Source organism: Arthrobacter zhaoguopingii (assembly GCF_009828595.1).
Lineage (GTDB): Bacteria > Actinomycetota > Actinomycetes > Actinomycetales > Micrococcaceae > Arthrobacter_D > Arthrobacter_D zhaoguopingii.
The window spans coordinates 293524-317358 of record NZ_WPNY01000002.1 but is presented as its reverse complement, the minus strand read 5'-3'; the positions used below and the strand labels follow the sequence as shown (position 1 = coordinate 317358).

The following is a 23835-nucleotide window of genomic DNA, read 5'->3' as shown; positions in this document are numbered from 1 at the left end:
ATAGGCTGGAGGGAAATTCTGGGCCCGACGACGATGGAGGAATTCAATGGACGGAAGCGGTGAGCCTGTCGACCTGCTGGTGATCGGCGGGGGGACGGCCGGATTGGTGGGTGCGCGGACGGCCGCCCGGCTTGGCGCCCGCACGGTGCTCGTCGAACGGGCCCGGACCGGGGGAGACTGCCTCTGGACCGGCTGCGTTCCCTCCAAGGCGCTCCTGTCGGCCGCTGAGGGACCGCACGCGCGCCGGCCCGGGGCCGGCACCTCCTCCGACTTCGCCGCCGTGCGCCGGCGGGTCGCCGACGCCATCGCGGCCATCGAGCCGGAGGACTCCCCGGAGGCGCTCGAGGCGTTGGGCGCCACGGTGGTCTCTGGAAGCGCCCGGTTCACCGGCCCCCGTGAGGCTGAGGTCAACGGCACGAAAATCCGCTTCCGGCGGGCCCTCATCGCCACCGGCGGCGCGCCGATCCTGCCGCCGATCCCGGGGCTGGAAGCGGCCCGGCCGGTCACCTCGGAAACGGTGTGGAACCTGGAGGAGCTCCCCGGCCGGCTGGTCGTCATCGGCGGTGGGCCCGTCGCCTGCGAGCTCGGACAGGCCTTCGCGCGGCTGGGCTCCACGGTCACACTGCTGTCGCGGTCCGGCATTCTTCCCCGGGAGGACCGCGACGCAGCGGCCCTCGTCCGCTCCCGCCTGACGGCCGACGGGGTGGACGTGGTCGAGGGTGCCTCCGTTGAGAGGGTCGGCGCCGGGGAAACCGGCAGCACGGTCCATGCCTCCGGCGGACGGAGCTTCGGCGCCGATGTCATCCTCGTTGCCGTCGGCCGGGGCCCCCGGACGGCCGGGCTCGGGCTCGATTCGGCTGGAGTGGAATGCGACGACGCGGGATACGTGCGGGTGGATACCTCGATGCGTACGTCCAATCCGGCGGTCTGGGCCGCCGGCGACGTCACTCCTCACCCCGACTTCACGCACCTCGCCGGAGTCCACGCGAGCACGGCTGCGCTCAACGCCGTCCTCGGCGGCCGCCGCACCGTCGACACCACCATTCCCCGCGTGACCTTCACCTCACCCGAGGTCGCGGCCGTCGGCCTCACCTCGCCGTCCGCCAGGGGCTCCACCACGAGGACCATCGAACACGCCGGCTCGGACCGGGCGATCACCCAGCAGGAGACAAGCGGGTTCACGCGGATCGTCATCGATCGGCGCGGAAGGATTCTGGGCGGAACCATCGTCGGCCCCCGGGCCGGGGAGTCCCTGGCCGAACTCACCCTCGCCGTGCACCAGAAGATGACGACCCGGGCGCTGACAGCGGTCACCCACCCCTACCCGACCTACAACGACGCCCTGTGGAACGCCGCCATCGCCGAAACCTACGCCCGGCTGGAGAGGCCGCTCCCGCGGGCTGCCGTGAAGATCCTTGTCGGGCTTAACCGCCGCAGGTCCCGGAGCGCCCTAAGGGACTGACCCGGGGATTGACTGAGTCGCCTGCCATCCTGCTCGCCGGCTTTGCGGCGGGGATGATCGACGCGGCGGTGGGGACCGGAACGCCGCGTGGGAGCTCATCGACTGGACGGCGGTGCTGCTGATCGCCTGCGGCTCGCTTGCGGGTGGCTTCATCGGTGCGCGTTCCGGGCGCAGCCTTGCCCCGGAGGCGCTTCGAAGCATCATCATCACCGTGGGAACGGCGGCCCTGGTGCGGATGATTTTGTTCACGTGTCCCCGCAGGTGGGCCCGGGGGTAGGCGTCCCGCTGCGGCCCGGGTCACGATCCGGGGCCGATTCCGCCGGACACGTTCCCACGCCCCGGGGGATCGGGGGATCATGTCCGCATGAGCTTCAGGACGTTGATGTCCGTTGGTGCCGCCGCGGCTGTGGTGGTCGTCCTTTCGGGCTGCGGAACCGATGCCCCGCGCCGGCAGGCGGCACCAGCGGATGCCGTCTCGAACGTCTCCGCCTCCGCCGAGCTGGTAGGGCAGGGAACCGTCCTGCAGAAGGACGGCGGTCCGGCCGAGCTGTGCCTGGGGCCGGTGGCGGAGTCCTACCCGCCCCAGTGCTCGGGACCGGTCATCAACGGCTGGGACTGGTCCGCGGTGGAGCAGTCCCAGAGCGCTTCGGGCGTGACCTGGGGGACGTACGCAGTCTTCGGGACTTGGAACGGCACCGAGTTCACCTCGACGCGGGCGCCCATTCCGTTGTCGCTGTATGACGCGATGCCGTTCGAGGACCCGCGGTTGGCCGGAGGCGGGACCGGTGCCGGCGACGAGCCGCAGCTCCAGCGCATCCAGCAGGAGCTCCACGCCTCCGGTGATCCCGCCATCCTGGGCTCATGGACCACCCAGGGCTTCCTGGTGGTCAGCGTCATTTACGACGCAGGCGATATCCAGCGCTCCCTCGACGAACGGTTCGGCCCAGACCTGATCCTGGTCCAGCCGGCGCTGCGTCCGGCAGGTTAGGCCGGCCGCCCTCCTGCCGATTCCCGGCAGGAGGACGGTACTCTATTTGCCGAAAAAATTGCCCGTTGTGCATCCCTCCGGTGCCGCTTCCGGGTAGTACCGGTGTCAGCAGAAACGCGCCCGGTCGGGCGACACAAAGGAGTTGTCATGCGAAGAAGCTTGTACACCGTTGGAACCGTGCTGGTGATGGGCGCCGCGGCCATGGCCGGTCCGGCCTCGGCAGCCGAGACCCAATCCCAGGCATCGCTGTCCGTGTTGCACGCGGTCCCCGACCTGACGGTCGACGTCTACGTCAACGGGGCTCTCACCCTTGACGATTTCACCCCGGGCCAGCTTGCCGGTCCGCTCCCGCTGCCCGCCGGAGACTACCAGCTGGCGGTGACGGCGGCAGACGCGCCGGATGCCTCCGCTCCGGTCATCGGTCCCGTTGACGTGACCCTTGAGGCCGGCGGCAACTACACCGCCACTGCCAACCTCGACGCCGCGGGGAATCCGACGGCCAACTTCTACACCAATGATGTTTCCCCCGTAGAGGCGGGCAAGGCCCGGCTGACGGTGCGGCATGTTGCCGCAGCTCCGGCGGTCGACGTCCTCGCCGGCGGTGCACCGATCGTCCCGAACCTGAGCAACCCGGGTGAGGCGTCATTGAGCACCGCTCCCGGGACGGTGTCGGCGGCGGTCGCGGCCGCAGGCACCACTGAGCCCGTGATCGGCCCGGCCGACCTCAACCTCGCCGAAGGCACCTCGACGATCGTCTACGCGTGGGGAAGCCTCGAAGGCGGAAACCTCGCGCTGGCCACCCAGGTCATCGAGGGCCTTCAGTCCACCCCCGGGGCTGTCCCCGGCGGCCAGTCCGGTCTGGCAGCGCAGAATGCGGAGGGCAATGACGGCGCGGCGCTCGGCCTCGGCCTCGGCGCACTGCTTCTCGCACTTCTGGGGGGCGCCGCAGTGGCAGGCCGGAGGCGCACCGCCCGGGCCTGACACGTTGCGGGGTGTGCGTCGCAGCTGGACGCACACCCCGCCCAGCGCACGACCGAGGAACCCATCCTGTGCACCATCAACGAAAGTCCTTCGCACTGACTGCGGCGTCGGTCGCGGCTGGCGTGCTCACCATCTGCTGCTCGGTGAGCCTCTGGTCCGACCCGGCGCCGCAGCAGGGCATGACTGCCGCAGCCGAGGTGGCATCCCCGCGGGAGGCCGTGGGCCCGGCGTCGCCGCCCGTGCTGCCCGAAGCAAACCCCACACGGAAGCCGACGGGCGCGCCGCCGCCCCCTGCGCCCGTGCTGCCGCCCCCCGAAAAGATTCCGGTCCGGCCGGCCAAGGCCGACGCCGAGCCTCCCCCCGTGCCCCCCGTGTCCCTTGACATCCCCAACACCAGCATTTCCGTCAACGTGGTCGATGTGGGGGTTGACAAGAACGATGCCATGGAGATTCCGGACAGCTTCTGGGAAGCGGGCTGGTACCGCTACGGACCCGCGCCCGGCTCGAAGGCCGGAAACGCCGTCATCGCCGCCCACGTCGACAGCCAGACCGAAGTGCTGCCCTTCGCCCAGCTCAGGGCCGTGGAGCCGGGCACCGTCATCACGGTCGGCCTCGCCGACGGACGGTCACTGCGGTATGAGGTAACAGAGGTGAGGAACGTGCCAAAGGCCACCCTCAACGGATCCGAGGTGTTCCGACGCGACGGCCCCGCCCAGCTCAAGATCATCACGTGCGGTGGAAAATGGCTGCCCGAGAAGGAAGATTACGAGGATAATGTTGTCCTTACAGCCTTGCCCCTCTGAACGCGGCATCAGTGCAGTCCCTCCGCCGATCAGTTGAACCCCAGACCTCCCACACGCCGGGAGGTGGCAGCGAAGGACAGCAGGCCGTCTTTTGGCGCGGTGCCGGGCCCGCACTGCGCTAGAGGAGTGAAGCGTGACCTCTCCAGGCTTCGAGTGGACACCGCAGCTTGACGCACAGTTCTTCGCCGGGGACGAGGAAACCCTCATCGCTGCCTATCGGCGGTTCGCCCCCTTGGTCTATACGGTTGCCCTGCGGTCCGTCGACGACCGCGCAGTGGCCGCCGACATCACGCAGGACGTGTTCGTGCGGGCCTGGCGCTTCCGGGACAGCTTCGATCCGCGGTCCGGCACGGTGCCGAGGTGGATCTTCGGAATCTGCCGGAATGTGGTCAATGACAGTCTTTCCGCCCGGAGCCGGCACAACCACCTGGTGGCACGGTGGGGGATGCACACGGATCTCCGGAATTATCGCAACCGCGCGCGGGAAGTGGACGCCGTGACGGACCGGGTGGCCCTCGACAGGGAGCTGCAACTGCTGGGGGAGCCCCGCAGCTCCATCCTGCGGCTCGCTTTCTACGAGGACCTGACGCACCAGCAGATCGCAGTGCTGCTCAATCTTCCGCTGGGGACCGTCAAGAGCCATATCCGCAGGGGGCTCACGCACCTGCGCGGGCGGTTGGGCGCCTGGCATGCGGCCTGACCCCGGAGCCGTCGGCCGTGCACCCATAGCCCGTGCACCCATCGCCCGGGTGGCCCAGCGCAGCGTGGCCGATCCCGCGCATCCGTTGATCGCCTCACACGAGGCGGAGGTACGCGCACGCGTCCTGAAGGCCGCCAGCGCCCTGGTGGACCGGCTGACCTACGACGCCGTCACCATCGATGCCGTCGCCAGGGCCTCCGGGGTGAGCAAATCGACCCTGTACCGGCACTGGCCGTCCCGCCAGCTGCTCGTCCTCGAGGCTTTCACCTACAAGACGAACCTGCTCACCACGGTCGAGGACACCGGCGACATGGGCCGTGACCTTCACTCCTACCTGGTGTCGCTGACCTACTGCCTCAAGGTCGGCGGGGCGGCGTCGACCGTGGCGAACCTCCTGGCGGAGGCGATCCGGAGCGAGGAGTTCGCCGCCCAGTTCCGCCAGACGCTGCTGCGCGAACGCCGGCACGGGTTCCTGGTGATCCTGCGCCGGGGCCAGCTGCGCGGCCAGGTCCGCGACGATGTTGACCTGGTGATGGTTATCGACGCGGTCTACGGGGCCCTGCACCACCGGCTCATCGCCACCGGGCAGGACGTCGACGGGCCGTTCCTGCGGGCACTGGCCCGCTTCGCCGTCGAGGGGACCGCGACCGCGCCCTACCGGGAGGCCTACAGGTCACGGAACTGAGCGGTGGAACGATCGGCGCCCCTTCGTCCCGTTCCTTCGACTGTCCGGGTCCCGCCGCGCGAAAGTGGCACCGGCGCACCAACAAGCGCCGAAACTCCCAGCCGTTGAAGGAACCACACTATGACGATCAAGGCACAGCCCCGGCGGACGAACATCGGATCGGAGCACCCGGAGACTTACAGGGCTCTCGCCGAGGTGGCGAAGCGTGCGGAGGAGGCCGCGCTCGCCGAGGGGCTCACACCGGTGCTGATCGAACTGGTCAAGATCCGGGTCTCCCAGATCAACGGGTGCGCGTTCTGCCTCCGCATCCACACTCTGGACGCCCTCGCGAAGGGCGCGGGCGCCGAACGGCTGAGCCTGCTGCCCGCATGGCGGGAAAGCGGGTACTTCGACGAGAAGGAACGCTCGGCCCTGGCGCTGGCCGAGTACATCACGGACATCCGCGACTCCCACTCCAACACGGGTCTCTACGGGTCCGCCGCCGCACACCTTTCTCCGGGGCAGATGTCCGCGGTGTCATGGGTGGCCCTGGTCATCAACAGCTACAACCGCATCGCCCTCAGCAGCGCCTATGAGGTCAACCCCTGACCGTCCACGGCGGGAGCGCCACCGCGCCGACGCCGGCCGCCACGGACCGGGGCTCACCCCGGTTCTCTCCTCCGACCCGCAAGGCCGGAGCTCCGTCCCACCGGCCAGGGGGACGGGTCTTCCGCCCGGGCACCGGCGCTCAAGGTGCCCATTCCAGCAGTACCAGAATGAAATTGGAGGCGCAGGATAATGCGCAGAATCCTCATTATCGGCGGCGGTTACGCCGGTTTCTACGTCGCCTGGCGGTTGGAGAAGTACCTCCGCCCCGGCGAGGCACAGGTCACGATGGTCGACCCGCTGCCCTACATGACCTACCAGCCGTTCCTCCCGGAGGTGTTGGCCGGGTCGATCGAGGCCCGGCACAGTGTGATCCTGCACCGCAGGCACCTTCGAAAGACACGCCTGCTGACCGCAAAGGTCAGCTACCTCGACCATGCGGCAAAGACCGCCACGCTGCAGTTCCCCGATGGGCACGAGGACACGGAGAGCTACGACATCGTGGTCGTCACCGGCGGTGCGGTGACCCGCACCTTCCCCATCCCGGGGGTGGCCGCCCAGGCCGTCGGGCTGAAGAACATCGAGGAGGCCGTGTTCATCCGTGACACCCTGCTGCGCAATATCGACATGGCCGCGTCGCTTCCCCCAGGCCCGGCCCGGGAGAAACTGCTGACCGTCGTGTTCGTGGGCGGCGGATACGCCGGGATCGAGGCCTTCGGCGAGCTGCGGGCGCTGGCCACGGCCACGCTGAAGCGCTATCCGGAACTGAGCCCCGCCGAGACTCACTTTCACCTGATCGAGGCGACCGGCCGGATCCTGCCCGAGGTCTCCGAGGAGACCAGCCGGTGGGTGCTCAGGCATCTTGCCGCCCGCGGGGCGCAGGTCCACCTGAACACCCAGCTGGACTCCGCCGTCGAGGGTACGATTCGGCTCTCCACCGGCGAGGAATTCGAAACGGGCCTGCTGGTGTGGACCGCCGGAGTCCTCGCGAACCCCGGCCTCGCACGGCACACCGACCTCCCTATCGACGAGCGCGGACGCCTGAGGGCGCGGGCCGACCTGCGGGTGGGCACCGACGACACCCCGGTTGCCGATGCCTGGACGGCCGGAGACATTGCAGCCATCCCCGACCTCTCCGGAGGCGGCGTCGGCGGCTTCACCGTCCCCAACGCCCAGAACGCCATCCGGCAGGGCAAACTGCTCGCCCGGAACCTGCGGGACACCCTCCGCGGCGGCGAGGCGAAGAGGTACTTCCACCGCAACCTGGGCGCGGTGGCCACCCTGGGCCTTGGCTCCGGGGTGTTCCAGTCGGGCCCGATCGTGGTCAAGGGATTCCCCGCCTGGGTGATGCACCGCGGCTACCATGTGCTGGCCATCCCGACCTGGGAGCGGAAGTGGCGGGTGCTGTGGGGGTGGTGGAACAACCTCTGGCTGGGACGCGACACCGCCGGGCTGCGCGGGCTGCAGACCCCGCGCGGGACGTTCGAGGAGGCCGACTCCTACAGCAGGCCCGCATCCCCGGCAGCACCGGCCGCGCCCGGGGCAGGAACCGCCGGGTAGGCAGCCTTCCTGGCTGGGGCCTCCCGTCCGGCCGGGGCACTGCGCTCCGGCCGGCCCTCCTGTCCAGCCGGAGCGGGACCCGGGCGCTGGGCCCGGGCAGGAACCTACACTGGGGCAATGGGTGAGGTCCAGGTGGTGCAGACGACCCTGGGGGACGTCGAGATCCTGTTCGTACCCGGGGTAAAACCGCCCGTGCTGTTCTTCCCCGGGGGCCACTGCCGGGCCGGCAGCGACTGCGGGTGGAGCCTCTACACCTCGCTGGGCTACGGGGTGCTCGCGTTCTCCCGGCCCGGGTACGGGCGCACCGATGTGGGTCCGCTGACCGCCGCTGAGTTTCTTCCCGCTGTGGCCGAGAGCGCCCGATGCCTCGGCATCGAGAGGGCCACCGCGGCGGTCGGGGTCTCCTTCGGGGGCATGCAGGCTGTCGCCACGGCCGTGTCGCTGCCACACCTCGCACCCCGGCTGGTGCTCCACAGCTGTGCCCCGTCCACCCACCCGTACCCGGACTCGCCCCTGCAGGCCCGGATCGCTCCGGTGGTTTTCGGGCCGGCGCTTTCCGGCCTCACCTGGCGGGCGATTGCACGCAGCGTGGCCACCGACGCCGGGCTGCGGCGCATGGCCGGAACACTTTCGGACCTTCCGACCGGCGCGTGGTGGGACACCTTCCCGGCCGAGGACCGGCAGCGGGCCCGGGAGCTGTTCCAGGGAATGGCATCCGGGTCCGGGTTCGCCAACGACCTGCGCCAGGCCCGCCGCGCCCGGTCCTCCTACCGCCGCCGGACCCAGGCCAGCGTCGACTGCCCCACCCTGATCACGGCTTCCCGCCACGACCGCGGCGTCGCCTATGCCCATGCCGAGGACTACCGGGACACCATCCCTGCCGCCCGACTGGTGGAGCTCTCGGCACCCAGCCACCTCTTCTGGCTCGGGGGCACCCGCGGCGAGGTCACGGCGGCGGTCCGGGACTTCCTGACGCCGTCCTGATTCCGGCGAGCCACCCAAACGGCCACCTAAACGGCCGGCCAGAGCGCCGGCCGGAGCGCCGGCCGGAGCGCCGGCCGGAGCGCTGGCTGAAGCGCTGCACCCCGGCCGGTGCCCGCGGATCGGGGCGGAGACGAATCTACACGGAGAGATCCCGGCGGCGGAACGCCGGGACCGCCGCCGCCAGCAGCGTCAGGGCGGTGAAGCCCATCAGCAGCAGCGGGCCGCCGTCCAACGAAGCCGCCGGTACCGCTGGCACCAGGCCGAACGGTTCGGCATCCAGAAGGGCCTGGGGAAGCCGGAGGATCGGTCCGTAGAGGCCGATCAGCAGCGAGGCGATCAGGATCAGCCACACCCACCACGAACCCGTCCGCAGGCCGTAGGCCAGCGCCGCCAGGGCCGCAAAGCAGGAGACCAGGGGCAGGTAGGCCAGGGACGCCGCGGTGAACCCGAGCGTCAGGTTCCCCGCGCCCGGTCCGACGGCGGAAGCTGCGCCGGCCCCCAGCCCGAAGCCGGCGGCCAGCAGCAGCACCGCGTCCGCCGCGAGGGTGACCGCGAGCCAGTGGAGCAGCAGTCGAGTCCGCCCGGCGCCGGCGGCCAGCAGCAGCGCGGCGCGCCCCGAGTCCTCCTCCCGGCGAAGCCGGTTCACTGAGACCACCGCATGGACGGCGACCGCCATCGCGAAGTACCGAAGGAACGCTGAAAGGGTCGCCCGCAGGGCATCCCCGCCCGTCGAACCCCCGATCACCACGGCGAGCTCGGGCCGGGTCTCGAAGCTCTCTACGATGGTCTGGCCCATCGACCCGGTGAGCAGGGCGAAGACGAAAAGGCCGAAGCACCAGCTGAGGATGCTGCCGCGCTCGAGCCGAAGCGCCAGTCCCGCGGGCGAGGCCAGCGCCCGCGTCGCGCGGCTGCGGCCCGGGCGGGCGGAGAGCAGGCCCGCCCCGAGATCCCGCCGGGAGGCCAGCAGGTACGCGCTCAGGCAGAGCAGCGCGGCGAGCACAACCGAGGGCAGCAGCGGCCACCAGCGCAGGTCGACGAAGGCCCGGGTCTGCTGGCTCCACCCGATGGGGGAGAGCCAGGACAACGCACTCCCGCCGACGCGCTGCGCGTCGCCGATCCCGCGGAGCAGGTAGGCAAGCCCGAGGGCCCCTCCCGCCATGCCCGTGGCGCCGCGGGCCGACTGGCTGAGCTGGGCCGTCACCGCTGCTACTGCGCCAAAGACAAGGCCGACGGCCGCGACCCCGGCGGCAAGGGCGAGCGAGTCGGCGCCGGCAAGTCCGTTGCCGAGCAGCGCGGCGGCCAGGGCGACGGCGACGGCGCCATTGGCCACCAGCAGCGCTCCGAGGGCAGCCGTGAGCGGGGCGTACCGCCCCACGACGCCGGCGCGCACCAGTTCGGCCCGCCCGGATTCCTCCTCGGCCCGGGTGTGCAGGACTACCAGGAAAATTGACATCAGCGCCGCCGCGACCGCCAGCATGCCCAGCACCTCATTGGCCAGCAGAGCGCCCAGCGTATAGTTCCCCAGCCCGTACCCCGGGCCGGAAAGCAGGGCTCCGGAGGGGTCCTTCATAATCGCCGCGCGGGTCTGCAGGGCCGCCTGATCCGGATAGGCCAGCGGAAGGACCGCGCCGAAGTAGCCGACGAGCCCGCCCAGCGACAGGGCCCAGAGCGGGATCCGGAGGCGGTCCCGCAGCAGGGCGAAGCGGAACAGCCTCCCCGTTCCGGTGAGTGCGCCGGCGGCGCGGGCACCCCGGAGCCCGCCCCGCCGTCCCCGGGGAGGGGCCGTGATGCTCATGAGCGCGCCCCCTGCGCGTCCGGGCTGTACTGGTGGACGAACAGTTCCTCAAGGGTGGGCGGCGTCGAGGTGAGGCTGCGGATGTCCAGGGGCAGGAGATATTCCAGCACGGCGGGCATCGCGCCGTCCTCGACACTGAAGAGCAGGCGCTCGCCGTCCCGGCGGACGTCGTGGACCCCGGGCAGCAGGGCGACACCCGACGGATCCTTCCCGCACACCACGGACACCGCCGCACGGGCCAGGTGCCGCAGCTCACTGAGCGCGCCCGACCGAACGGTCCGCCCCTGCCGGATGATTGTCACCCGGTCGCAGAGGGTTTCGACCTCGGCAAGGAGGTGGCTTGAGAGCAGCACGGTGCGTCCGGCTGCCTTGGCCTCCCGGACGCAGTCCTGGAAGACCCGCTCCATCAGGGGATCGAGGCCGGAGGTGGGTTCGTCGAGCACGAGCAGTTCGACGTCGCTCGCAAGCGCCGCGACGAGTGCGACCTTCTGCCGGTTTCCCTTGGAGTAGGTCCGGGTCTTCTTGCTTGGGTCGAGATCGAAACGCTCGAGGAGTTCGGCGCGGCGCCTGCCGTCGGCGCCGCCGCGCAGGCTCACGAGGAGGTCGATCGCTTCGCCGCCGGTGATCTTGGGCCACAGGTTCACATCCCCGGGAACGTAGGAGAGCCTGCGGTGGAGCCGCACCGCCTCCGTCCACGGGTCCTCCCCGAAGAGCCTCACGGTCCCGGAATCGGCCTTCGCTGCACCGAGGAGGACCCGGATGGTGGTGGACTTGCCGGCTCCGTTGGGGCCGAGGAAGCCGTGGACCTCGCCGGCCTCAAGCCGCAGGTCCAGTTCGTCGAGTGCCCGGACGGCACCGAAGTTCTTGCTCAGTTTCTGCACGTCAATGACAGGGTTCACGGGATGCTCCTGGTGGAAGAAGGGCTGGGGTTAGCGGGGGGATTCTTCCTGCGGAGGGTCCGGAACGTACATGAGGTAGGTGTCGAGCATCGACCGGTCGGTGGTGAGCCCCTGGGAAAAGAGTTCGAGGGTCGGCAGTGCGTGGCGTTCGAGGTAGCCGCGCAGGATCGAGGGAAAGTCGTGGGGGTCCTGCGGCGGGTGCACGCTGAGATCGAGCAGCACCGAACCGAACCCCTGCAGGGCCAGGCAGCGGGCACGGGCCTTTTCGTCCCGGGAGGGGCGGATGGTGCCGGCTGCGACTCCTTCGGCAAGCCACCCCTCCACCTCCTCGGCGAAATGGTCGAGGAAGGACCCGGCGGCGGATCCGCCCTCCTGGAGGCAGCGGATGGCGTAGGCGAGGAGGTGGGCGGATTCCTCGACGCTGGCCAGGCCCAGCAGGCCCTCAACCGCCGCCGGCCCGCCCGTCGCCTGGCTCTTGTAGGAACGGATCTGCTCGAGGACGTAGCCGTCGCAGGCTTCCCGGAGCCCGTCCTTGGAGCCGAAGTGGTGAAGGACCAGGGCCGGGCTCACCCCGGTCTCCCGGGCGATGGCGCGCAGTCCCACCCGGAAGCCGTCGCGCCCGAACAGCCGGACCGCGGCGTCCCGGAGACGTGCCCTGGCCGTCCGGTCCTCCGGGCGGTCAGCTTGAACGAAAGCGCCGGCTGAACGCATGTTCAGCATGCTAACCACCCGCACAGCACCGCACTAGGGCCGAAAGGACCGGTCCTGTCCGGGGCCGGTCCCGGCAGGGCTTACGGGCGTGGCGAGGCCAGCGTGAAGAGCCGCGACCGGTGGTGGGTCGCCGAGTCAAGGAGTGCCCGTTCCTCGGCGGCATGAGCGGCCCCCGGCCGGCCGTTGACCATCCGCTGACGGGTGAAGGCGAGCCGGGTGGCGGCCCGGATGAACGCCTTCATCTCGCTGCGGGCGCCGAACGACCCCGCCCAGGTGAGGGCCTGGGCCCGCCCCGGACCGGTGGCGAGCATCGACACCTCCTGGGGGGTGAACCAGCCGGCGTCGACATAGTCACCGAGCCGGGATTCGGTCAGCCGGCGCTCCGCCCGCCGGATCAGCACCACCGCGACGATCGCCACGCAGAACAGCGGGACCTGGACGAGCAGGTAGAAGGAGAAGAAATCGTCGAACAGCAGCACCGTCCCGCCGTTCCAGAGCATGTGCCCGGCGATGGCGGGAATCAGGCCCAGGAGGAAGGCCGGCAGCACCCGGGCCGGTCCGCCGCCCCGGCTGACCGCCCGCCCCACCACGAAGCCCAGGGCGGCGGTGAACATCACGTGGGCAAACGGCGAGAAGAGCCCGCGCAGCACGAACACGCCGACCACCGCGCCCAGGGTTCCCGACTCAAGGATGGCCGAACTGAAGTAGAGGATGTTTTCGGTGAAGGCGAACCCCGCGGCGATCGTGCCGGCATAGACGATGCCGTCCACCGGCCCATCGAAGTGGCTGCGCCGGGAGTAGACAAGGATCAGCACCCCGAGTCCCTTGGCGGATTCCTCGACGACCGGGGCCTGCAGGACCGGGCCGATGACGTCGGTCGAGGTTGAGGCCAGTGCCACGCTGAGCAGGCCAAGGACGTAGTTTCCCAGCAGCAGCGTTACGACCACCGAGATCCCCGCACCCCACAGGAAGGCGAACAGCAACGCCCCGCGGGGCTCCGGATCCCACCGGTCGATCCAGCCGATGCCCAGGGCGCAGATGGCCAGCGGCACCAGTGCCAGCACCGCACACAGCACCAGCGCGGTCGTGCCAAGGGACTGCGACAGGAACCAGGCGAGCGCGGCGAGCACCAGCGCGGTGATGAGCAGCAGCACGACGTTCAGGGCGCCGGCTCCGCGCCTCACGGGCCGGTTCCACACCGGAGGCGGGGGAGCGGGCCGGTTCCATTGGGGCGCCGGCGGGGTCGAGTGCTGGGTCGAGGCGTCCCACCAGGAAAGCCCCCGGGGGCCGGGGCGGGCCGAGCCGGACGGATCGTAAAGCGACATACGCCCAGACTATTCGCCGTGAGTCCTGTGATACTTTTGAGAACGCAGCCAACCTTTAAATGCCGTCCTGTGAGGCGGGGAAGGAGGAAGCGTGATATGACCGTGCCCGCACCGCATGCCGGAGCCGCACCGCGCGTTGTTCTCGCCGAAGCCGATATAGACCGCGCGCTCACCCGCATCGCCCACGAGATCCTCGAAGCCAACAAAGGCTCCTCCGACCTTGTGCTCCTCGGCATCCCCCGCCGGGGCTACCCGCTCGCCCAGCGCCTCGCCCGCCGCATCGGCGCCGTCGATCCCTCCGTCGACCCCCGGGCCATCACCGGCCAGCTCGATGTCACCATGTACCGGGACGACCTCCAGCGCAATCCCACCCGGCCGCCGCGGGCCACCGAGCTCCCGCCGACCGGGATCGACGAGAAGGTCGTGGTGCTCGTCGATGACGTCCTGTACTCCGGGCGGACGATCCGGGCCGCCCTTGACGCGCTGGCCGACCTCGGCCGGCCCCGCATCGTGCGGCTCGCCGTCCTGGTGGACCGCGGGCACCGGGAGCTTCCGATCCGAGCCGACCATGTCGGCAAGAACCTTCCGACCTCCTCGGCTGAGCGGGTCCGGGTGCACCTCGAGGAGATCGACACTGCCGGTGGGCGTCCCGTGAACGAAGTCGTCATCGAGGGCGGCGCATGAAGCACCTCCTCTCCACCCATGACCTGGCCCTGCCCGACGCGCTGCGCCTGCTCGACACCGCCGAGGAGATGGCGGCCGTGGGCGAGCGCGAAATCAAGAAGCTGCCCGCCCTGCGCGGGCGCACCGTGGTGAACCTGTTCTACGAGGACTCGACGAGGACCCGGATCTCCTTCGAGGCCGCCGCCAAGCGGCTCTCCGCGGACGTCATCAACTTCGCCGCCAAGGGCTCCTCGGTCTCCAAGGGCGAATCGCTCAAGGACACCGCCCAGACGCTCGAGGCGATGAGCGCCGACGCCGTCGTCATCCGCCACCCCGCCTCCGGCGCCCCTGCCCGCCTGGCCGCGTCCGGCTGGATCGACGCGGCGGTCCTCAACGCCGGCGACGGGACCCACGAGCACCCCACCCAGGCGCTGCTCGACGCCTTCACGCTCCGCCGCCACTGGGCGAAGCTGGCCGGCACCGGCTCTCCCGGCAGCGACCTCACCGGCATGCGGGTCCTGATCGTGGGGGACATCCTCCACTCGCGCGTCGCCCGCTCCAATGTGTGGCTCCTGAAGACCCTCGGCGCGGACGTCACCCTGGTGGGCCCGCCCACCCTGCTCCCCGTGGGGGTCGACACCTGGCCCTGCACCGTGCGGTACAACCTGGACGAGGCGCTCGCCGACCGGCCCGACGCTGTCATGATGCTCCGGCTGCAGGCCGAACGGATGAACGCCGCCTTCTTCCCCTCCACCCGGGAGTACTCCCGGCGCTGGGGGTTCGACGACGCCCGCCTCGCGGCGCTCGACACCCTGGGCCTCGGCGACACGGTCATTATGCACCCCGGACCCATGAACCGCGGGCTGGAGATTTCGGCCGCCGCGGCGGACTCGGTCCGCTCCACCGTGCTGGCCCAGGTGCGCAACGGCGTCTCGGTGCGCATGGCCGCGCTGTACCTGCTGCTTGCCGGCGGCACCCATGGCGACCCGGCCGCGCCGACCGTCCGCGAGAACCCCGCACTTACCCCCACGAAGGAGCCCGCAGTATGACCGGTGCAGCACCGACACCCGGAAACGGGTACCTGATCCGGGGCGCCTCCCCGCTGGGCGGACCCCGCCGGGACCTGCTGATCCGGGACGGACGCATCGCGCGGGTCGGCCCCGGCGCCACCCCGGACCCCGGAACGCAGGTGATCGACGCCGACGGGTTGATCGCCCTTCCCGGCATGGTCGACCTCCACACCCACCTGCGCGAGCCCGGCCGCGAGGACGCCGAAACCGTTGAAACCGGATCCCGCGCCGCCGCACTGGGCGGGTTCACCGCGGTTCACGCCATGGCCAACAGCTCGCCGGTGGCCGACACCGCCGGCGTCGTCGAACAGGTGTACAGCCTGGGGGAGCGCGCGGGCTGGGTCGAGGTCCGCCCGGTCGGCGCCGTCACTGTCGGCCTTGCGGGGGAACGGATGGCCGAACTCGGCGCCATGGCCGAATCCCGCGCCCGGGTGCGGGTCTTCTCCGACGACGGCATCTGCGTCTCCGACCCCGTCCTGATGCGCCGCGCCCTTGAGTACGTGAAGGCCTTCGACGGTGTGATCGCCCAGCACGCCCAGGAGCCCCGGCTCACCGAGGGGGCGCAGATGAACGAGGGGGAGGTCTCCGCCGTTCTCGGCCTGACCGGCTGGCCGGCCGTCGCCGAGGAGAGCATCATCGCCCGCGACGTCCTCCTGGCCCAGCACGTGAATTCCCGGCTGCACGTCTGCCATGTCTCCACCGCCGGGTCCGTCGAGATCCTGCGCTGGGCCAAGGCCCGCGGCATCCGCGTCACTGCCGAGGTCACCCCGCACCACCTGCTGCTCACCGACGACCTCGTGCGCAGCTACAACCCCGTCTACAAGGTGAACCCGCCCCTGCGCACCGCCGAGGACGTGCAGGCCCTGCGTGAGGCCCTCGCCGACGGCACCATCGACGCCGTGGGGACCGACCACGCCCCGCACCCCAGCGAGCACAAGGAATGCGAGTGGGCTCAGGCGGCCATGGGCATGACCGGTCTGGAGACCGCCCTGTCCGTGGTGCAGCAGGCCATGGTGGAGACCGGCCTGCTGGACTGGGAGGGCTTCGCCCGCGTCACCTCCACCCGGCCCGCGGAGATCGGGCGGCTGGCCCACCAGGGCAGGCCGCTGGCCGAGGGTGAACCGGCCAACCTCATCCTGGTGGACCCCGCGGCGCGCTGGACGGTCGACCCGCATCGGATGGCGACCATGGGGCGCAACAGCCCCTTCGCCGGGCTCCGGCTCCCCGGCCGGGTCCAGGCCACGTTCTACCGCGGCCACCCCACCGTCCTCGACGGCGCCCTCAATGCGCCGCTCACCCCTGCTGCTAAGGAAACCGCGTGGACTGGCTAGGCCCGCTCAGCCTCACCCTCCTGATCGTCGTCGCCGTCTTCGCCCTGATGGCCGTGGGCTGGCGCAACCGGCTGCGCCGGCAGGCCGCGGTGCCCGCTCCGCCTGCCGTCCCGGCCGACCCCGGCCGGGAGCTTTACCGGACTGAAGGCCAGTACGTGGCCACGACGACGGCGGGGGATTGGCTCGACCGCATCGCCGTCCACGGCCTGGGAGTGCGCTCCGAGGCCGTCGTCACGGTGCACCCCGAAGGCGTCCTGCTGGCCCGCCGGGGCGCCCCGGACGTGTATGTGCCGCGCAGCGACCTCACCGGGGTCCGCCTCGAATCGGGCATGACCGGCAAGTTCGTTGAAAAGAACGGCCTGATCGTGCTCTCCTGGCGGCTCAACGGCGAAGGCGTCGACACCGGGTTCCGGACCCGCCACGCCACCGATAAAACCCAGCTCCTCGCGGCGGTCGCAGCCCTCACCCCAGGCAGCCCACCCCCGAACGACCCCACGAACGATTCCCCGATTGATCCCGAAGGCAGGAACCCCCAGTGAACCAACCCCCCACGTCCCCGGCAGCGGCGGTGCTCGTCCTTGAGGACGGCAGGTCCTTCCGCGGCCGCAGCTACGGCGCCGAGGGCACCGCCCTCGGTGAGGCGGTGTTCGCCACCGGCATGACCGGCTATCAGGAAACCATCACCGACCCCTCCTACGCCCGCCAGCTCGTGGTGCAGACCGCCCCCCACATCGGCAATACCGGGGTGAACGCGGACGACGCCGAGTCTCGGCGCATCTGGGTGGCCGGCTACATCGTGCGCGACGCGGCCCGCCGCCCGTCCAACTGGCGCTCCGAACTCAGCCTCGACGCCCAGCTCCGCGACCAGGGCGTCGTCGGGATCGAGGGCGTGGACACCCGCGCCGTCACCCGCCACCTGCGTGAGCGCGGCGCGATGAAGGCCGGCATCTTCTCCGGCGCCGCCGCCGCCCTGCCCGCCGCGCAGCTGCTGGAACTGGTCCAGGCGCAGCAGTCGATGGCCGGGGCGCGCCTTGCGGAGGAGGTGAGCGCCGCGGCGGTGTACACCGTCGAACCGGCCGACCACGGGTGGGACGGCGAGCCCCGGTTCACCGTCGCCGCCCTGGACCTCGGGATCAAGACCATGACCCCTCGGCACTTCGCCCAGCGCGGGGTGCGCACCGTCGTCTTCCCTGCCGACACCTCCTTCGAGGAACTCACGGAGGCCGGCCCTGACGGCGTGTTCATGTCCAACGGTCCCGGGGACCCGGCGACGGCCGACGTGCAGGTGGAGCTGCTGCGGCGGGTCCTGGAGCGGCGGATCCCGTTCTTCGGCATCTGCTTCGGCAACCAGATCCTGGGCCGTGCCCTGGGCTTCGGCACCTACAAGCTGCGCTACGGCCACCGCGGCATCAACCAGCCCGTCCTGGACCGGCGGACCGGCCGGGTCGAAATCACCTCCCAGAACCACGGGTTCGCCGTCGACGCCCCGCTCGAGGGCCCCGTCGAGGCACCGCACGGCGCCTTCGGCCGCGTCGAGGTCAGCCACATCAGCCTCAACGACTCGGTCGTCGAGGGGCTCGCGTGCCTCGACCTTCCCGCCTTCTCCGTCCAGTACCACCCCGAAGCGGCAGCCGGCCCCCACGACTCGGCCTACCTGTTCGACCGCTTCATCGACCTGATGGCTGCCGCTCAAGGCGCGCAGCAGATCAGCCCCGACAGCACCGCCCCGAGCACCCCCCAGGAAGAGAACTGATGCCCCGCAGAACCGACCTTCGCAGCGTCCTGGTCATCGGCTCCGGCCCCATCGTGATTGGGCAGGCCGCCGAATTCGACTACTCGGGCACCCAGGCGCTGCGCGTGCTCAAGGAGGAGGGCCTGCGGGTCATCCTCGTCAACTCGAACCCGGCCACCATCATGACCGACCCCGAGTTCGCCGACGCCACCTACGTCGAACCCATCACCCCCGAGGTGGTCGCCAAGATCATCGAGAAGGAACGCCCCGACGCGCTCCTTCCCACCCTCGGCGGGCAGACCGCGCTCAACACCGCGATCGCCCTGGACAAGAACGGCATCCTGGAGAAATTCGGCGTCGAGCTCATCGGCGCCAATATCGCCGCCATCGAGCTCGGCGAGGACCGGGAGAAGTTCAAGGGCGTCGTCGAACGCTGCGGCGCCGAATCGGCGCGCTCGGTGATCGTCCACACCCTGGATGAGGCCCTGGCGGCCGCCGGGGACCTCGGCTACCCCATGGTGGTGCGGCCCTCCTTCACCATGGGCGGCCTCGGCTCCGGCCTCGCCTACACCGAGGCCGACCTGCGCCGGATCGTCGGGCAGGGCCTTCAGTACAGCCCCACCAGCGAGGTGCTGCTCGAGGAGAGCATCCTGGGCTGGAAGGAGTACGAGCTCGAGATGATGCGGGACAGAAACGACAACGTCGTTGTGGTCTGCTCCATCGAGAACTTCGACCCGGTCGGGGTCCACACCGGCGACTCCATCACCGTCGCCCCCGCCCTCACCCTGACCGACCGCGAGTACCAGCGGCTGCGCGACATCTCCATCGCCGTCATCCGCGAGGTTGGAGTGGACACCGGCGGGTGCAACATCCAGTTCGCCATCGAGCCCTCGACCGGACGCGTCGTCGTGATCGAGATGAACCCCCGCGTCTCGCGCTCCTCCGCGCTGGCCTCCAAGGCCACCGGTTTCGCCATCGCGAAGATCGCCACGAAGCTCTCCCTGGGCTACACCCTCGACGAGATCCCCAACGACATCACGCAGAAGACGCCGGCCTCCTTCGAGCCGACGCTCGACTACGTCGTGGTGAAGGTTCCGCGCTTCGCCTTCGAGAAGTTCCCGGCCGCGGACACCACCCTGACGACCACCATGAAGTCGGTCGGCGAGGCCATGGCCATGGGCCGCAACTTCACCGAGGCGCTGCAGAAGGCCCTGCGCTCCCTTGAGCAGAAGGGCTCCCAGCTGTCCTTCGCGCCCGTGCCCGCCGAGGAGGTCCCCGGCCTCATCGAGGCGGCGAAGCGCCCCACGACGGAACGGCTCTCCCAGGTCCAGCGCGCCCTGCTGGGCGGGGCGAGCATCGAAGACCTGCACGAGGCCACCGGCATCGACCCCTGGTTCCTTGACCAGCTGGTCCTGCTCAACGAGACCGCCGAGCAGGTGCGGACGGCCGCGAACCTGAGCGAGGACATCCTCCGCCTCGCCAAGCGCCACGGCTTCTCCGACGAACAGATCGGCGCCCTGCGGCACATCCCGGACGCCGTGGTGCGCGGGGTCCGCCACGCCCTGGGCGTGCGCCCGGTCTTCAAGACCGTCGACACCTGCGCGGCCGAATTCGCCGCCTACACCCCGTACCACTACTCCTCCTACGACGAGGAGGACGAGGTGGCCGACCACGCCCGGCCCTCGGTGATCATCCTCGGCTCAGGGCCGAACCGGATCGGCCAGGGCATCGAGTTCGACTACTCCTGCGTGCACGCCTCCATGGCGCTGCGCCAGGCCGGGTACGAGACGGTGATGATCAACTGCAACCCCGAGACGGTCTCGACGGACTACGACATCTCCACCCGCCTCTACTTCGAGCCGCTCACCCTCGAGGACGTCCTCGAGGTGATCGCCGCGGAGCAGCGGACCGGGGGAGTGATGGGGGTCTTCGTCCAGCTGGGCGGGCAGACGCCGCTGAAACTGGCGCAGGAACTGGCCGACGCCGGCATCCCCATCCTGGGGACCTCCCCGGAGGCCATCGACCTGGCCGAGCACCGCGGGGCCTTCAGCCGGGTGCTCGACGCCGGCGGGCTGATCGCCCCGAAGAACGGCACCGCCGTCTCCTTCGAGGACTCCAAGAAGATCGCCGACGAGATCGGCTACCCCGTCCTGGTGCGTCCCTCCTACGTCCTGGGCGGGCGCGGCATGGAGATCGTGTACGACGAGCCGAACCTCTCGCGCTACATCGCCAACGCCACCGAGATCACCGCCGACCACCCGGTGCTGATCGACCGGTTCCTCGAAGACGCCATCGAGATCGACGTCGACGCCCTCTACGACGGCACCGACATGTACCTGGGCGGAATCATGGAGCACATCGAGGAGGCCGGCATCCACTCCGGCGACTCCGCCTGCGTGCTGCCGCCGATCACCCTCGGCGCCGACGTCCTGGAGCGGGTCCGGACGGCGACGCTGGCCATCGCCGAGGGGGTGGGGGTGCGCGGGCTGATCAACATCCAGTTCGCCCTGGCCTCCGACATCCTCTACGTGCTGGAGGCGAACCCGCGCGCGTCCCGCACCGTGCCGTTCGTCTCCAAGGCCACCGGCGTGCAGCTCGCCAAGGCGGCCGCCCTGATCGGGGTCGGCGTCAGCATCGCCGAACTGCGGGGCGTTCACCACCTGCTGCCGCAGCAGGGCGACGGCGGGTCCCTGCCCTTCGACGCCCCGGTGTCGGTGAAGGAGGCCGTGCTGCCCTTCAGCCGGTTCCGGACCCCCGAGGGCGTCGTCGTCGACTCGCTGCTCGGCCCGGAGATGCGCTCCACCGGCGAGGTCATGGGCATCGACCGGTACTTCGACACCGCGTTCGCCAAGAGCCAGGCCGCGGCGAACGCGGCCCTGCCGATCTCGGGCAAGGTCTTCGTCTCCGTGGCCAACCGGGACAAGCGCTCAATCATCCTGCCGGTCAAGCGCCTCGTCGACCTGGGCTTCCAGATCGTCTCGACCGGCGGCACCGCCGATGTGCTCCGGCGCAACGGCATCAGCGCCACGACGGTGCGGAAGGTCGCCGAGGGCGCCGGGGCCGACGGCACCGGCACCGTCGTCGACCTGATCACCAGCGGCGGCATCGACATGATCATCAACACCCCCTCCGGCGGGCAGGCCCGCGGCGACGGGTACGAGATCCGGGCGGCGGCGACCTCCTACGGGCTTCCCGTCGTCACCACCATCCCCGAGGTCGGGGCCGCCGTGCAGGCGATCGAGGCCATGCGCTCTTTCGAATGGTCGGTGACGAGCCTTCAGGAACACGCAGCGAACCTGCGCGCCTCCACGGAGGCCCAGCATGCCTCCTAGCAGCGGCACCCGCCCCGCCGGCGCGCCCCGCGAACCGTTCGGGGTGCGCCTGGCGGCCGCGCGGCGGCGCCGCGGCGGCCTGTGCATCGGGATCGACCCGCACCCGGCCCTGCTGGCGGCCTGGGACCTGCCGGACAGCCCGGCGGGCCTTGAGCGGTTTTCCCTGGCGGCGCTGGAGGTCCTCGGGCCCGAGGCGGCGGCCCTGAAGCCGCAGGTGGCCCTGTACGAGCGGCACGGCTCCAAGGGGCTGGCCGTGCTCGAGACGCTGCTGGCCCGGGCGGTGGAGGCGGACGTGCTGACGATCGCCGATGCCAAACGGGGCGACATCGGCTCAACGATGACCGCCTACGCGGAGGCCTGGCTGGCCGAGGGCGCGCCGTTCGCCGCGGACGCCGTCACCCTCAACCCGTACCTCGGTTTCGAATCGCTGCGACCGGCCCTCGACCTGGCCGAAGGCACCGGCCGGGGCGTGTTCATCCTCGCCCTCACCTCCAACCCCGAGGGTGCCTCGGTGCAGCACGCCGGCGGCGCGGAATCGGTCGCGCTGAGGATCGTGCGGGCCGCCGCTGCGGAGAACCGGGCGGCGGCGGAGGTCGGAGCGCCCGGGTCCGTCGGCCTGGTCATCGGGGCGACCGTCGGGGCCGCGGTGACGTCCCTGGGCCTTGACCTCGGTGCGCTGAACGGGCCCATCCTGGCCCCCGGCGTCGGGGCCCAGGGCGCGGGCGCCCGTGAACTCGAGGCCAGCTTCGGCGCCGCCCGCCCTCTGGTGCTGCCGACCTCGAGCCGGGCCGTCCTCGCGGCGGGGCCGGATCCGGCACGGCTGCGGGAGGCCGCGCGGTCCGCCCGCCGGGAACTTGATCCGCTCCCTGCAGCGGATTGATTTTGGGCCGATTGAGAAGATAGGTTCAGATCCAGCCCATTCTCCAAGACCAGCGGTGACCGGCATTTCACCGGGGCCGTCCAATGCAGGGAGCACTTGTGAGCCTGAAGCCTTTGACGGACGTCGAACGAACTCAGGCACGGAAGAAGGCCACCGCCGCGCGGGCGGCCCGCGCGGAAATAAAGTCAAGCCTCAAAGCAGGTAAAGTCTCAGTAGCGGAAGTCATCGAGAGCAGCACCGATGATGAGGCGGTGGGGCGGCTGAAGGTCCTCGACCTGCTCAAGGCCCTCCCGGGCGTGGGCGACGTACGGGCGGCGGCCATCATGAGCGCCGTCGGCATAGCCCCTACCCGCCGCGTGCGCGGGCTGGGAGTCCACCAGCGCAAAGCGCTCATTGACCATTTGAACGATTCGAACCCTGGCTCCGCCAGGAAGTGAGGAACTACGTGTCGAAGCCGCGGCTGACAGTACTGGCCGGGCCTACGGCCGTGGGCAAGGGAACCGTCTCCACCTACATCCGGGACAACTATCCCGACGTGTGGCTGTCGGTGTCGGCCACCACCCGGCCCCCGCGCCCCGGCGAGGTCCACGGGATCCACTACTTCTTCGTCTCCCCGGAGGAGTTCGACGCCCTGGTCGCCGACGGCCAGCTGCTCGAGTGGGCCGTGGTGCACGGACGCAACCGGTACGGCACCCTGCGCAGCACCGTGCAGGAGGCCATGGACGAGGGCCGATGCGTGCTCCTGGAGATCGACCTGCAGGGCGCCCGGCAGGTCAAGGAGACGATGCCCGAGGCAAATTTCGTGTTCCTGGCCCCACCCACCTGGGAGGAATTGGTCCGCCGGCTGATCGGCCGGGGCACCGAAAGCACCGAGGAACAGCAGCATCGGCTGGAAACAGCTAAACTGGAGCTTGCCGCCGAACCGGAGTTTGACCACACCGTGGTCAATGACAGTGTCGAACACGCGGCTGACGAGCTTGTTTCGCTGATGGGACTGCGCCCCCTGCAGCGCTAAAGCGCAGGCCAGAAATAAGTAACAGCTCAAGTAACGCCTATCTTTTGGAGATATTCCGTGTCAACACAGCCCGAAGGCATCATCAACCCGCCGATCGATTCGCTCCTTGAGGCATCGGACTCGAAGTACGCCCTGGTTATCTACGGTGCCAAGCGCGCCCGCCAGATCAACGCCTACTACTCCCAGCTCCACGAGGGCCTCTTCGAGTACGTCGGCCCCCTGGTCGACACCCGGCTGAACGAGAAGCCGCTGTCCATCGCCCTGCGCGAGATCGACGAGGGAATGCTCGTCGCCGCCCCCATGGAGCAGGCCGAGTAACGGCCCCGACGGGCAG

23 protein-coding genes are annotated in these 23835 nt (G+C 70.4%); 19 read left to right on the top strand and 4 right to left on the bottom strand.

Going from position 1 to position 23835, the window contains the following annotated elements; all coding sequences use genetic code 11:
* Positions 1–46: 46 nt before the first annotated feature.
* The 9 genes from GVV86_RS03895 (at position 47) to GVV86_RS03855 (ending at position 8748) form a co-directional block, all read left to right on the top strand.
* Positions 47–1462: a dihydrolipoyl dehydrogenase family protein gene (locus GVV86_RS03895; protein WP_159616805.1), complete on the top strand. Its 1416-nt coding sequence runs from the start codon at positions 47–49 to the stop codon at positions 1460–1462.
* Positions 1463–1826: 364 nt separating this feature from the next.
* Positions 1827–2450: a hypothetical protein gene (locus GVV86_RS03890; RefSeq protein ID WP_159616803.1), complete on the top strand. Its 624-nt coding sequence runs from the start codon at positions 1827–1829 to the stop codon at positions 2448–2450.
* Positions 2451–2597: 147 nt separating this feature from the next.
* Entirely contained in the window at positions 2598–3431 is an 834-nt protein-coding gene (locus tag GVV86_RS03885; RefSeq protein WP_159801503.1) for a DUF4397 domain-containing protein, read from the top strand.
* 68 nt (positions 3432–3499) lie between these two features.
* Entirely contained in the window at positions 3500–4234 is a 735-nt protein-coding gene (locus tag GVV86_RS03880; RefSeq protein WP_246669866.1) for a class F sortase, read from the top strand.
* Positions 4235–4367: 133 nt separating this feature from the next.
* Positions 4368–4934, top strand: coding sequence for an RNA polymerase sigma factor (locus GVV86_RS03875; protein WP_159616799.1), 567 nt, complete (start codon positions 4368–4370; stop codon positions 4932–4934).
* Positions 4924–5619: a TetR/AcrR family transcriptional regulator gene (locus tag GVV86_RS03870; RefSeq protein ID WP_159801501.1), complete on the top strand. Its 696-nt coding sequence runs from the start codon at positions 4924–4926 to the stop codon at positions 5617–5619. The genes GVV86_RS03875 and GVV86_RS03870 overlap by 11 nt, the downstream gene beginning before the upstream one ends.
* A 120-nt stretch (positions 5620–5739) precedes the next feature.
* Positions 5740–6207 (top strand): carboxymuconolactone decarboxylase family protein, encoded by a 468-nt coding sequence (locus GVV86_RS03865; protein WP_159801499.1) that lies wholly within the window; start codon positions 5740–5742, stop codon positions 6205–6207.
* A 189-nt stretch (positions 6208–6396) separates the two neighbouring features.
* Positions 6397–7764, top strand: a complete 1368-nt coding sequence (locus tag GVV86_RS03860; RefSeq protein WP_159801497.1) for an NAD(P)/FAD-dependent oxidoreductase — start codon at positions 6397–6399, stop codon at positions 7762–7764.
* A gap of 117 nt (positions 7765–7881) precedes the next feature.
* Complete coding sequence (locus GVV86_RS03855) at positions 7882–8748, top strand: alpha/beta fold hydrolase (protein WP_159801495.1); 867 nt, start codon at positions 7882–7884, stop codon at positions 8746–8748.
* Between the two features lie 136 nt (positions 8749–8884).
* Here the strand turns inward: GVV86_RS03855 and GVV86_RS03850 are convergent, their stop codons facing one another.
* The 4 genes from GVV86_RS03850 to GVV86_RS03835 all read right to left on the bottom strand — a co-directional run bounded on the left by GVV86_RS03850 (position 8885) and on the right by GVV86_RS03835 (position 13478).
* The gene (locus tag GVV86_RS03850) at positions 8885–10543 is read right to left on the bottom strand and encodes an ABC transporter permease (protein WP_159801493.1); all 1659 of its coding nucleotides are present in this window, start codon (positions 10541–10543) and stop codon (positions 8885–8887) included.
* Entirely contained in the window at positions 10540–11442 is a 903-nt protein-coding gene (locus GVV86_RS03845) for an ABC transporter ATP-binding protein (RefSeq protein ID WP_159801491.1), read from the bottom strand. Before GVV86_RS03845 ends, GVV86_RS03850 begins: the two co-directional genes overlap by 4 nt.
* A gap of 30 nt (positions 11443–11472) precedes the next feature.
* A complete protein-coding gene (locus GVV86_RS03840) occupies positions 11473–12153 on the bottom strand; it encodes a TetR/AcrR family transcriptional regulator (RefSeq protein ID WP_159801489.1) in 681 nt (226 codons plus the stop codon).
* 80 nt (positions 12154–12233) lie between these two features.
* Positions 12234–13478, bottom strand: a complete 1245-nt coding sequence (locus tag GVV86_RS03835) for a PrsW family intramembrane metalloprotease (protein ID WP_159616783.1) — start codon at positions 13476–13478, stop codon at positions 12234–12236.
* A 96-nt stretch (positions 13479–13574) separates the two neighbouring features.
* Here GVV86_RS03835 and pyrR point away from each other — a divergent pair, with 96 nt between their 5' ends.
* From pyrR to rpoZ, 10 genes are all read left to right on the top strand, one after another.
* Positions 13575–14162, top strand: coding sequence for a bifunctional pyr operon transcriptional regulator/uracil phosphoribosyltransferase PyrR (pyrR, locus tag GVV86_RS03830; RefSeq protein ID WP_159616781.1), 588 nt, complete (start codon positions 13575–13577; stop codon positions 14160–14162).
* Positions 14159–15190 carry an aspartate carbamoyltransferase catalytic subunit gene (locus tag GVV86_RS03825; RefSeq protein WP_159801487.1) on the top strand — a complete coding sequence of 344 codons (1032 nt, stop codon included), beginning with the start codon at positions 14159–14161 and terminating at the stop codon, positions 15188–15190. Before pyrR ends, GVV86_RS03825 begins: the two co-directional genes overlap by 4 nt.
* Positions 15187–16542: a dihydroorotase gene (locus tag GVV86_RS03820; protein ID WP_159801485.1), complete on the top strand. Its 1356-nt coding sequence runs from the start codon at positions 15187–15189 to the stop codon at positions 16540–16542. The genes GVV86_RS03825 and GVV86_RS03820 overlap by 4 nt, the downstream gene beginning before the upstream one ends.
* On the top strand, positions 16530–17081 hold the full coding sequence (locus GVV86_RS03815; RefSeq protein WP_425513915.1) for a PH-like domain-containing protein: 552 nt from the start codon (positions 16530–16532) through the stop codon (positions 17079–17081). The genes GVV86_RS03820 and GVV86_RS03815 overlap by 13 nt, the downstream gene beginning before the upstream one ends.
* Positions 17078–18295 carry a glutamine-hydrolyzing carbamoyl-phosphate synthase small subunit gene (gene carA / locus GVV86_RS03810; RefSeq protein WP_159801483.1) on the top strand — a complete coding sequence of 406 codons (1218 nt, stop codon included), beginning with the start codon at positions 17078–17080 and terminating at the stop codon, positions 18293–18295. The genes GVV86_RS03815 and carA overlap by 4 nt, the downstream gene beginning before the upstream one ends.
* Positions 18295–21606: a carbamoyl-phosphate synthase large subunit gene (carB, locus tag GVV86_RS03805; RefSeq protein ID WP_159801481.1), complete on the top strand. Its 3312-nt coding sequence runs from the start codon at positions 18295–18297 to the stop codon at positions 21604–21606. The genes carA and carB overlap by 1 nt, the downstream gene beginning before the upstream one ends.
* Positions 21596–22486 carry an orotidine-5'-phosphate decarboxylase gene (gene pyrF / locus GVV86_RS03800; RefSeq protein ID WP_159616771.1) on the top strand — a complete coding sequence of 297 codons (891 nt, stop codon included), beginning with the start codon at positions 21596–21598 and terminating at the stop codon, positions 22484–22486. The genes carB and pyrF overlap by 11 nt, the downstream gene beginning before the upstream one ends.
* Positions 22487–22584: 98 nt before the next feature.
* Positions 22585–22923 carry an integration host factor, actinobacterial type gene (gene mihF / locus GVV86_RS03795; RefSeq protein ID WP_159616769.1) on the top strand — a complete coding sequence of 113 codons (339 nt, stop codon included), beginning with the start codon at positions 22585–22587 and terminating at the stop codon, positions 22921–22923.
* Positions 22924–22931: 8 nt separating this feature from the next.
* Positions 22932–23501, top strand: a complete 570-nt coding sequence (gmk, locus tag GVV86_RS03790; RefSeq protein WP_133402293.1) for a guanylate kinase — start codon at positions 22932–22934, stop codon at positions 23499–23501.
* 57 nt (positions 23502–23558) lie between these two features.
* Positions 23559–23819 carry a DNA-directed RNA polymerase subunit omega gene (rpoZ, locus tag GVV86_RS03785; protein WP_120165450.1) on the top strand — a complete coding sequence of 87 codons (261 nt, stop codon included), beginning with the start codon at positions 23559–23561 and terminating at the stop codon, positions 23817–23819.
* Positions 23820–23835 lie beyond the last annotated feature (16 nt).